Annotated in this window: 9 protein-coding genes; 5 read left to right on the forward strand and 4 right to left on the reverse strand. The window is 71.1% G+C overall.

Annotation, left to right across the window (positions count from 1 at the left end; genetic code table 11):
- On the reverse strand, positions 1-1,088 hold a 1,088-nt coding region (gene xseA / locus VQ03_RS24815; protein WP_048453583.1), incomplete at its 3' end, for an exodeoxyribonuclease VII large subunit.
- A gap of 152 nt (positions 1,089-1,240) precedes the next feature.
- Between xseA and purD the strand changes: the two genes are divergently transcribed.
- The 4 genes from purD to VQ03_RS35090 all read left to right on the forward strand — a co-directional run bounded on the left by purD (position 1,241) and on the right by VQ03_RS35090 (position 4,846).
- On the forward strand, positions 1,241-2,545 hold the full coding sequence (gene purD, locus VQ03_RS24820) for a phosphoribosylamine--glycine ligase (RefSeq protein WP_245292187.1): 1,305 nt from the start codon (positions 1,241-1,243) through the stop codon (positions 2,543-2,545).
- 69 nt (positions 2,546-2,614) lie between these two features.
- Positions 2,615-3,523 (forward strand): alpha/beta fold hydrolase, encoded by a 909-nt coding sequence (locus VQ03_RS24825; RefSeq protein ID WP_048453584.1) that lies wholly within the window; start codon positions 2,615-2,617, stop codon positions 3,521-3,523.
- A 233-nt stretch (positions 3,524-3,756) separates the two neighbouring features.
- The gene (rarD, locus tag VQ03_RS24830; protein ID WP_048453585.1) at positions 3,757-4,638 is read left to right on the forward strand and encodes an EamA family transporter RarD; all 882 of its coding nucleotides are present in this window, start codon (positions 3,757-3,759) and stop codon (positions 4,636-4,638) included.
- Between the two features lie 85 nt (positions 4,639-4,723).
- Positions 4,724-4,846 carry a hypothetical protein gene (locus tag VQ03_RS35090; protein ID WP_280948505.1) on the forward strand — a complete coding sequence of 41 codons (123 nt, stop codon included), beginning with the start codon at positions 4,724-4,726 and terminating at the stop codon, positions 4,844-4,846.
- 165 nt (positions 4,847-5,011) lie between these two features.
- Here VQ03_RS35090 and VQ03_RS24835 read toward each other — a convergent pair whose 3' ends face one another.
- The gene (locus tag VQ03_RS24835) at positions 5,012-5,779 is read right to left on the reverse strand and encodes an SDR family oxidoreductase (protein WP_048453586.1); all 768 of its coding nucleotides are present in this window, start codon (positions 5,777-5,779) and stop codon (positions 5,012-5,014) included.
- 101 nt (positions 5,780-5,880) lie between these two features.
- A complete protein-coding gene (locus VQ03_RS24840) occupies positions 5,881-6,600 on the reverse strand; it encodes a GntR family transcriptional regulator (protein ID WP_245292188.1) in 720 nt (239 codons plus the stop codon).
- Positions 6,601-6,766: 166 nt separating this feature from the next.
- On the opposite strand from VQ03_RS24840, the gene VQ03_RS24845 reads away from it, so the two are divergent.
- Positions 6,767-8,032 carry an ABC transporter substrate-binding protein gene (locus VQ03_RS24845; RefSeq protein WP_048453587.1) on the forward strand — a complete coding sequence of 422 codons (1,266 nt, stop codon included), beginning with the start codon at positions 6,767-6,769 and terminating at the stop codon, positions 8,030-8,032.
- Between the two features lie 321 nt (positions 8,033-8,353).
- Here VQ03_RS24845 and VQ03_RS24850 read toward each other — a convergent pair.
- On the reverse strand, positions 8,354-9,657 hold a 1,304-nt coding region (locus VQ03_RS24850), incomplete at its 5' end, for a 3-hydroxyacyl-CoA dehydrogenase (protein WP_048453590.1).

Here is a 9,657-nt window from a genome sequence, read left to right on the forward strand (position 1 = left end):
GGCGGGTTGCGGGCGAGACCCTGGAGCGCCCGGTTGAGCCGCGCTTGCGCGTCCCGGGCATTGGCGGCGAGCGCCGGGGCGAGACGGGCCTCCGCGAGGTCGAGACGCTGGCGCTTCTGCGCCAGCAGCGCCTCCGGGCCCGGCAGCGCCCGGGTCAGGCCGCGCAATTCGCCCCGTCGCTGGTCGACGAGACGCGAGAGCGCGCCGGCATGGCGCCGGCTCAAGGAATCGAGATCGGCGAGCAGCTCGTGCAGCACCGGCACCGCCATCTCGGCGGCGCCGGTCGGCGTCGGGGCGCGCCGGTCGGCGGCGTGGTCGATCAGCGTTACGTCGGTCTCGTGGCCGACGGCGGAGATCAGCGGGATCGCGCTCGCAGCCGCGGCCCGCACCACGTTCTCCTCGTTGAAGCACCACAGGTCCTCGATCGAGCCGCCGCCCCGGGCGACGATCAGCACGTCCGGCCGCGGGATCGCGCCGCCAGGCTCCAGCGCGTTGAAGCCGTGGATCGCCGCCGCGATCTCCTCGGCCGCTCCCTCCCCCTGGACCCGCACCGGCCAGACCAGGACGGGGCGCGGGAACCGGTCGGCCAGCCGGTGCAGGATGTCGCGGATCACCGCGCCGGTCGGCGAGGTGACGACGCCGACGACCGTCGGGAGATAGGGCACCGGCCGCTTGCGGGCGGCGTCGAACAGCCCTTCCGCGGCGAGCAGCCGGCGGCGCTCCTCCAGGAGCGCCATCCAGGCGCCGGCCCCCGCGGGTTCGAGCGAGTCGACCACGATCTGGTAGGCGGACTTGCCCGGATAGGTGGTGATCCGCCCGGTGACCACGACCTCGAGCCCCTCCTTGGGCTTGTGGCGCAGCCGCAGCATCGTGCCCTTCCAGATCACGGCGTCGATCTTGGCGCCGCCGTCCTTGAGGCTGAAATAGGCGTGGCCGGAGCCGTGCGGGCCGCGATAGCCCGAGATCTCGCCCTTGAGGCGGACATGCCCGAACGCATCCTCGAGGGTGCGCTTGAGGGCGGTCGCCAGTTCGGTGACCGACCATTCGGGCACGTTGGCGATCGGGGCGGAGAAGGCGGAGGCGGACATCGCGCGCGAGGCTACCGGCTCGGGCCCGGCCGCGGAAGGCCGCCCCGCCGCTTGAGCGGGCGCGTGACCCCCGCGCATCAGTCCGGTTGCCGCCAGGACCCGCCTTCCCTAAACGTCGCGCGAGATTTCAAGATCCAAGATCCTTCAGATCCATGTCGGGACCGGCGATGCGCGACCAGCACCCCCTCACCCTCCTGCTGATCGGCTCCGGCGGGCGCGAGCACGCCCTCGCCTGGAAGCTGGCGCAGAGCCCGCTCTGCCGGCGCCTGCTGATCGCTCCCGGCAATCCCGGCACCGCCGCCCACGGTACCAACCTCGCCCTCGACGTGACCGACCACGCCGCGGTGATCGCCGCCTGCCGGCGCGAGGGCGTCGATGTCGTGGTGGTCGGCCCCGAGGCGCCCCTGGTGGCGGGCCTCGTCGACGCGCTCGCGGAGGCCGGCATCCGGGCTTTCGGGCCGAACGCCGCGGCCGCCCAGCTCGAAGGCTCGAAGGCCTTCACCAAGGAGCTGTGCCGGGAGTTCGCGATCCCGACCGCCGGCTTCGCGCGCTTCCGCGACGTCGCGCCGGCCCTCGCCTACCTGCGCGCCGGCCGGATCCCGGTCGTCGTCAAGGCCGACGGCCTCGCCGCCGGCAAGGGCGTGGTGGTGGCCGAGACGCTCGAACAGGCCGAGGCCGCCGTGGAAAACATGCTCGGCGGCGGGATGGGCGCCGCCGGGGCCGAGGTGGTGATCGAGGAGTGCATGGTCGGCGAGGAGGCGAGCCTGTTCGCCCTCTGCGACGGCACCCGCGCCGTCCTGCTCGGCACCGCCCAGGACCACAAGCGCGTCCATGACGGCGACAAGGGGCCGAATACCGGCGGTATGGGCGCCTATTCCCCCGCCCCCGTGCTCACCCCCGAACTCGAGGCCGAGGTGATGGAGCGGATCATCCGCCCGACCCTCGACGGGATGCGGGCGCGGGGCACCCCCTTCTCGGGCATCCTCTATGCCGGGCTGATGCTGACGGAAGAGGGCCCGATGCTGATCGAGTACAACACCCGCTTCGGCGACCCCGAGTGCGAGGTGCTGATGCCGCGCCTCGCCTCCGACCTGGTGCCGCTGCTGCTCGCCGCCGCCGCGGGCGACCTGTCGGGCGTCGTGCCCGAATGGCGTGACGAGGTCGCGCTGACCGTCATCATGGCCGCTCCCGGTTATCCCGGCACCGTCGCCAAGGGTTCGGAGATCCGCGGGCTGGCCGAGGCGGAGGCCGCCGGTGCCCTGGTGTTCCAGGCCGGCACGAAGCGCGACGGCGACCGGCTCGTCGCCGATGGCGGCCGGGTGCTGGCGGTCACGGCCTTGGGGCGCGACGTGCGGGAGGCGCAAGGGCGCGCCTATGCCGCCCTCGACCGGATCGACTGGCCGGAGGGCTTCTGCCGCCGCGACATCGGCTGGCGCGCGGTGGCGCGGGAGACCTGAGCCGTATCGTGCGTTAACCTCGGCTCGCCCACGCCTCGGCGTGGGCATCAAGACCGTGGGGAGCGCCCGATGCCCGCCGACCTGTTTCCCGGCTTCACGTCGCACTGGATCGATCTGCCCGACGGGCGCTTCTTCGCCCGGGCCGGCGGCCCGGAGGGTGCCCCGCCCCTGGTGCTGCTGCACGGCTTTCCCCAGACCCATGCCTGCTGGCACCGGATCGCCCCCGCGCTCGCCCGCACCCACCGGGTGATCTGCCTCGACCTCAAGGGCTATGGCTGGTCGGCGGCGCCTGCCGGGGATGCGGCGCACGAGGCCTATTCCAAGCGGCAGATGGGCCGGGAGGTGGTCGCCGTGATGGAGCGGTTGGGCCATGTCCGCTTCGGGCTGATCGGCCACGACCGCGGCGCCCGGGTCGGCTACCGCCTCGCCCTCGACGAGCCGGGCCGGATCGACCGCCTCGCCCTCCTCGACATTCTGCCGACGATCTCGCAGTGGCAGAAGATGGACCGGGAGCCCGGGGCCTACCCGCATTGGCGCTTCCTGGCGCAGCCCGCGCCGATCCCCGAGCGGGAGATCGGCCAGGCCCCGATCCCGTATTACGAGGACCTGCTGCGGATCTGGACCGGCGACGGCACCCTCGACGCCTTCTCCCCCGGCGCCCTCGACCTCTACCGCCAGAGCTGGAACGTGCCCGAGCGCATCCACGCGTCCTGCGAGGATTACCGGGCCGGGGCCGGCCCCGACCGGGCCGCCGACGAGGCCGATCTCGCTCAAGCGCGCCGCCTCGCCGGCCCGGTCCTGGTGCTGGTCGCCGACCGCTTCGTCGGCCGCGGCGGGCTCGATCCGGTGCGCCAGGCCTGGACCGGCACCTTCGCGCCGGACGACACCACCTTCGAGATCGTTCCGTCGGGCCATTTCGTGGCCGAGGAGAACCCGCAGGCGACGCTCGCCGCGCTGGAGCGGTTCTTCGGCGCCTGATCCGCAGCATTGTTCGGGAGATGAGAGAACCCGTGCCCTTCTTTTTCCCCCGGACGGCCCTGCTGCGGGCGGGGGGAAGAGAAGCCTGCGCCAGCACCGTCTCGGCACAGTCGTGCCCAACCCGGCGAGAGACCCGCGCGGAGCGGGTGACCGCTCCCCGTCCCGGACCGTAGCCGGGGCGCGGCGCCTGCGGCACAACCCGTGCGGGCGCACGTCGCCCGGGGGAAACATCCGTGGGTCTGATCTACGCGCTCGGCGCCTTCCTGAGCTGGGGCCTCGTCGTCCCGGTCCATTTCCGCCTGCTCGACGGGGTGCCGGCCTGGGGCATCCTCGCCCATCGCATCGTCTGGTCGGCCCTGTTCATCGCGCTGCTGCTCCTTGCCATGCGGTTGATGCGCCGGGGGCCCGTCGTCTCGCTCCAGCGCCGTCACGCCTTCCTGCTGCTCTCTGCGCTCCTCATCGCGGGCAACTGGTCCCTGTATCTGTGGGCGGTGCAGAACGGGCGGATGCTGGATGCGAGCCTCGGCTACTTCATCAACCCGCTCGTCAACGTGGCGCTGGGCGCCCTGGTGCTGCGCGAGACCTTGCGCCCGCTCCAGCTCGCCGCGGTGGCGCTCGCCGCCATCGGCGTCGTCGCGGCGGTGGCGGCGGCCGGCTCCCTGCCGTGGATCGCGCTGACGCTCGCGGTCAGCTTCGCGGTCTACGGCCTGATCCGCAAGCTGGTGCCGATCGACCCGATCCTGGGGCTGGGCGCCGAGACCTTCGCGCTTCTGCCGCTGGCGCTGGCCTACCTCGCCGTCGCGCCGACGCCGCCCGGCCAGGGCACCGCGCAATGGCTGCTCCTGATGCTCACCGGAATCACCACCGCACTGCCGCTGATGTGGTTCGCGGCGGCCGCCTCCCGCCTCAAGCTCTCGACGATCGGCCTGCTGCAATACATCGCCCCATCCTGCCTGCTGCTGTTGAGCGTGCTCGTCTACGGCGAGTCGCTGCCGCCGTCCCGGGTGCTCGTCTTCGGGCTGATCTGGGCGGGCCTCGCCCTCTACGCCCTCGACGCGGCGCGGCCGCGGCCGCGGCCCGTGGCGGCGCAGGCGCCCGGGGATCGTCCAGCCTGACGCAAGCTCCACCGGTCAAGCTTCCCCCGTCCAACCATAATCGCCGGGCTCTCTCGCCTTACGCGACGAATCGGCGGGGGCCGCGATGATCCTGGACGACGTGAAGACGAGGGATGAGGCTGGACCGCACCCGATCTGGCTGGTGCTCGGCCCGTGGGCGGTGTTCGCCGTGGCGGTGGGTGCGTTTCTGGCGCGGTGGCTGCCGTGAGCTTGTTCCGGTGACTCTCTGATCTGTCCTGCTCTCGACCTCATCCTGAGGTGTCGGCGATCGGAGATCGCCGACACCTCAGGATGAGGTTCGGTGTGGGAAGGACGCTACCCCATCATCCGCGCAAGGACCGTGATCGAAAGGGTTTCGACGACGGTCATTCGATCACGTCAGCATCTGCAGGTCGCCATCCACCGCCAAGGCCTGTCCCGAGATGGTCTTGCCCCGCTGCGAGGCGAGAAACAGGATCTGATCCGCCAGCTGGCGGGCGGTGACGTAGTCCTTGATCGAGGCCGCCGCGAAGGCTGCCGCCTCCATCTCCGCGTAGCTGATCCCGCGCTGCTGGGCCTTGGCCTCCAGCACCCGGCGCTGCCGGTCGCCGGCGACGATGCCGGGGAGCACCGCGTTGACCCGGATGCCGTCCGGCCCGAGTTCCCGCGACAGCGACTTGGTGAAGCCGATCACCGCCCATTTCGCCGCCGCATAGGGCGTGCGCAGCGGAAAGCCGAAGCGGCCGGCGACCGAGGACAGGTTCACGATCGACGGGTTGGCGCTCGCCCGCAGGAGGGGCACCGCCAGGCGCACGCAGTTGAACTGCCCGGTGATGCAGATGTCGAGGGTGCGGTCCCAGTCCTCCGGGTTGATCTCCTCCACGCGGCCCGTCGGCCCGGCGATGCCGGCATTGTTGACCAGGCAGTCGAGCCCGCCGAGCTGACTTTGCGCCTCCGCGAACAGCCGGGCGACGTCGTCGCGCGAGGCGACGTCGGCGTAGGTGCCGGTGATGCCGGCGGGCAGGGCCGCGAGCGCGTCGCGGTCGACGTCGCAGACATGGACCCGTGCCCCCTCCTCCGCGAAGGCCTGGGCCACTTCGAGCCCGATGCCGCCGGCCCCCGCGGTGACCAGCACCTTCAGGCCGCTCAAACCCATCTCCATGGTGTTCCTCCGTTCCTCACCAGCGTTGCATGGCGCAATGCTGCTTGGATCCTTGTTTTTGCATCATTCGCCGAACCCGTGACCGCTTCGGCGAATGAAGCCTATGGGGCGAGCCGCCCGGTCGTCTCGATGAAGGCGGCGCTGGCGGCGATGTCGGCGGCGAGCGCCGCGCGGGCGCCCTCGGCATCGCCGGCGCCCAAGGCCGCCACGAGGTCGGCATGGTGCGCCTGCGCCGCGCCCTCGGCGAGGCGGCGGGGCGAGGAGCGCATGTCGAGGTTGAGCACCGGGCCGATGCGCAGCCACAGGCCCTCGATGATCGCGACGAGCGAGGGCAGGCCGGCGGCCTCGTAGACCGCGAAGTGGAGGTCGCGGTTGGCCCGCATCGCCCGCTCCAGGTCGGGCTCGGGGGCCCGCACCTCGTGCCGGAAGACCGCATCGTGCTCCCGGATCGCCGCGAGGTCGCCGGGTTTCACGGCCCGCGCCGCTTCCGCCGCCGCGAACCCCTCGACGGCGATGCGCACCCGGGTCAGCTCGCGGAATTTCTGCAGCGTGATGACCGGCACCCGCACCGCACGGTTGGGCAGCACCTCCAGGGCCTCGTCGGCGACGAGCCGCGACACCGCCTCCCGCGCCGGCATCATCGAGGTGCCGAGCCGCTCGGCGACCGTGCGCAGGGACAGCCGCTCCCCGGGCGCCAGCCCCCCGGCGATCAGCAGGTCGCGGAGCGCATCGTAGACCTGGGTGCCGAGGGTGATCCGCGCCAGGGCGCCCTCCGGCTCCGGCCGGTCGCCCGCCGGCGTCTCCCGCCCATGCGCATGCAAGTCCCGCCTCTCCAAGCGACGGACCTCCCCCTCGCGTTTCCTCGCTCGGCGCGGGCGGACGGTTTGGACCGTCTCGACAGGCGCGCCGTTTGATGCCAGCCTAAGTGTGATCACAGATCACGGCAACCCGAACGACCGTGATGCGATCTCGGGCAGGACACGCACCATGACGCAGGGCTCTACCCCCACGCGCCACCCCCTCACGCGCCGCCGCCTCGTGCAGGGCGGCTTCGCGGCCGGCGCCGCGCTCGCGATGCCGGGCCTCGTGCGGGCTCAAGGCGGGCAGCCGATCCGCATCGGCCATCTCACGCCGCGCACCGGCTTCCTCGGGCCGCTGGGCGAATACGCCGTGATGGCGGCCCAGCTGGCCGTCGAGGAGATCAACGCCGCCGGCGGCATCAACGGCCGCAAGGTCGAGCTCCTGACCGAGGATTCGGTCAACCCGCAGACCGCCTCCGGCAAGGCCGAGCGCTACGTCGAGCGCGACAAGGTCGCGGCGATCGTCGGCGAGATCTCCTCCGCCTCGGCGCTCGCCATCGGCCAGGTGGCGCAGCGCGGAAAGACGATCTTCCTCAACACCGGCGCCAATTCGGACGCGTTGCGCGGGCAGGATTGCAAGCGCTACATGTTCCACGTCGAGGGCGCGAACTCGATGTACGTCAAGGCGGTCGGCCGCTCCTTGACCGAGCAGGGCCTCGTCAAGGGCAAGCGCTGGTACTCGCTGACCGCCGACTACGCCTTCGGCCACGACCTGTTGCGGGTCGCCAAGGGGTTCATGCAGGGCAATGGCGGGACCTTCGCGGCCGACGAGCTGGTGCCGACCGACGCCACCGACTTCTCGGCCTACCTGATCAAGATCCGGCAGGCCAAGCCCGACCTCGTGATCTCGAACCTCGCCGGCAACCAGATCACCAACTTCCTCAAGCAATACGCCGAGTACGGCCTGCCCTTCCCGGTCGCCGGCTTCGGCTTCGACACGGCTTTGGCCTGGGGCGCCGGCCCGGGCAACTTCGCCGGCACCTGGCCGTGCCTGTGGCACCACAAGGTCGACACGCCGTCGTCCAAGGCTTTCGTGGCGGCCTTCACCAAGAAGTACGGCAAGCCGCCGGAGAACCAGGCCTGGGGCGACTACAACGCGGTCAAGATCGTCGCCAAGGCGATGGCCGACACCCAGTCGACCGAGGGGCCGAAGCTGGTCTCGTATCTCGAGGGCGGCGCCAAGTTCGACGTGCAGAAGCCGCGCCCCGGCTATTTCCGCGCCCGCGACCACCAGTTCATCAGCGAGATGTACGCGATCACGGCCCTGCCCGCCGACCAGGTGAAGGACAAGTGGGACCTCTTCACCTCGACCCCGGCGATCCCGGGGCCGAACGAGGACATGGAGGTGCTGGCGCCGACGGCGGAGGAGGCGGCGTGCAGGATGGAGGGGTAGGGATTTGGCCGCCGAAAGGTGAAGCGTGCGAACCCTGTCTCCCGGAAGCCGCATCGGTTCGTGCGCATCCCTCCTCTCTCCAGCGGGCGGTAGGGCTGTCCGGAGAATAGAAGCGGCACAGGCTCTTCCCTCCCCCCTCTGCGGGGGAGGGTGGCCTGCGGAGCAGGCCGGGTGAGGGGAGCCACGCTTCCGGACATGACTGAACCGGCGTGAGGGGCGCCCTCTGGATCGGCGTCGCGCTGCCCCTCTCCCGGCCCTTGCTGACGCAAGGACCACCCTCCCCCCGCAGAGGGGGGAGGGTTTTCTCACACGCGCATCGCGCTACAGGTCCTTGAAGCCCTTGCCCTCGGCGGCGAGCCGCTCCAGCAGGGCCGACGGCTTGAAGTCGTCGCCGTACTCGGCCTGGTAGGCGCGCAGGCGCTCCAGGACCTTCGACAGCCCGATCGTGTCGGCCCAGAACATCGGGCCACCGCGATAGACCGGCCAGCCGTAGCCGTTGATCCACACGATATCGATGTCCGATGCCCGGATCGCCTTGCCCCCTTCGAGGATCTTCGCGCCCTCGTTGACCATCGGGTAGAGGCAGCGCTCCAGGATTTCCTGGTCGGTCGCGTCCTTGTGCGTCACGCCCTGGCGCTCGGCGACGCGCGCGATGATCTCCTCGGTGACCTTGGACGGCGTCGCCTTGCGCTTGGCGTCGTAGTCGTAGAAGCCGGCACCGGTCTTCTGGCCGCGGCGGTCCTGCTCGCAGAGCAGGTCGCGGACGCTCTCGGACTTGTTGGTCTCCCGGCTCCAGCCGATGTCGAGGCCGGCGAGGTCGCTCATGGTGAACGGGCCCATCGGCAGGCCGAACTCGTAGATCACCCGGTCGACGTCCCAGGGGGTGACGCCCTCCAGGATCAGCCGGTTGGCCTCGCGCTGGCGCTGGGCCAGCATCCGGTTGCCGACGAAGCCGTGGCAGACGCCGACCAGGACCGAGATCTTGCCGATCTTGCGGCCGATCTGCATCGCGGTGGCGACGACGTCCTTCGCGGTCTTCTCGCCGCGCACCACCTCCAGCAGGCGCATGACGTTGGCCGGCGAGAAGAAGTGCATGCCGATCACGTCGGCAGGGCGGTTGGTCATCGCCGCGATCGCGTCGATGTCGAGGTAGGAGGTGTTCGAGGCGAGGATCGCCCCGGGCTTGGCGATCGTGTCGAGCTTCGAGAAGATCTCCTTCTTGATGCCCATATCCTCGAACACGGCCTCGATGATGAGGTCGCAATCGGCCAGCGCCTCGATCTCCAGGGTGTCGGTGAGGAGGCCCATCCGGGTCTCGACGTCCTGAGGTCTCAGCCGGCCCTTCTTGGCGGTGTTCTCGTAATTCGTGCGGATGGTCTTGAGGCCGCGGTCCAGCGCCTCGCGCTTCATCTCGACGATCGTCACCGGGATGCCGGCGTTGAGGAAGTTCATCGAGATGCCGCCGCCCATCGTGCCGGCGCCGATGACGCCGACCTTGGCGATGGGGCGGGCGGGCGTGTCCTCGCGCACCTGCTGGGTCCTGGCGGCCCGGCGCCCCGCGCGACACACGCAAAGCTGGTCCGCCGACTGGGCGCCGGGAACGGGCTTTTGGAATTCGGCCCGAT

Origin of the sequence: Methylobacterium tarhaniae (assembly GCF_001043955.1) — a bacterium.
GTDB lineage: Bacteria > Pseudomonadota > Alphaproteobacteria > Rhizobiales > Beijerinckiaceae > Methylobacterium > Methylobacterium tarhaniae.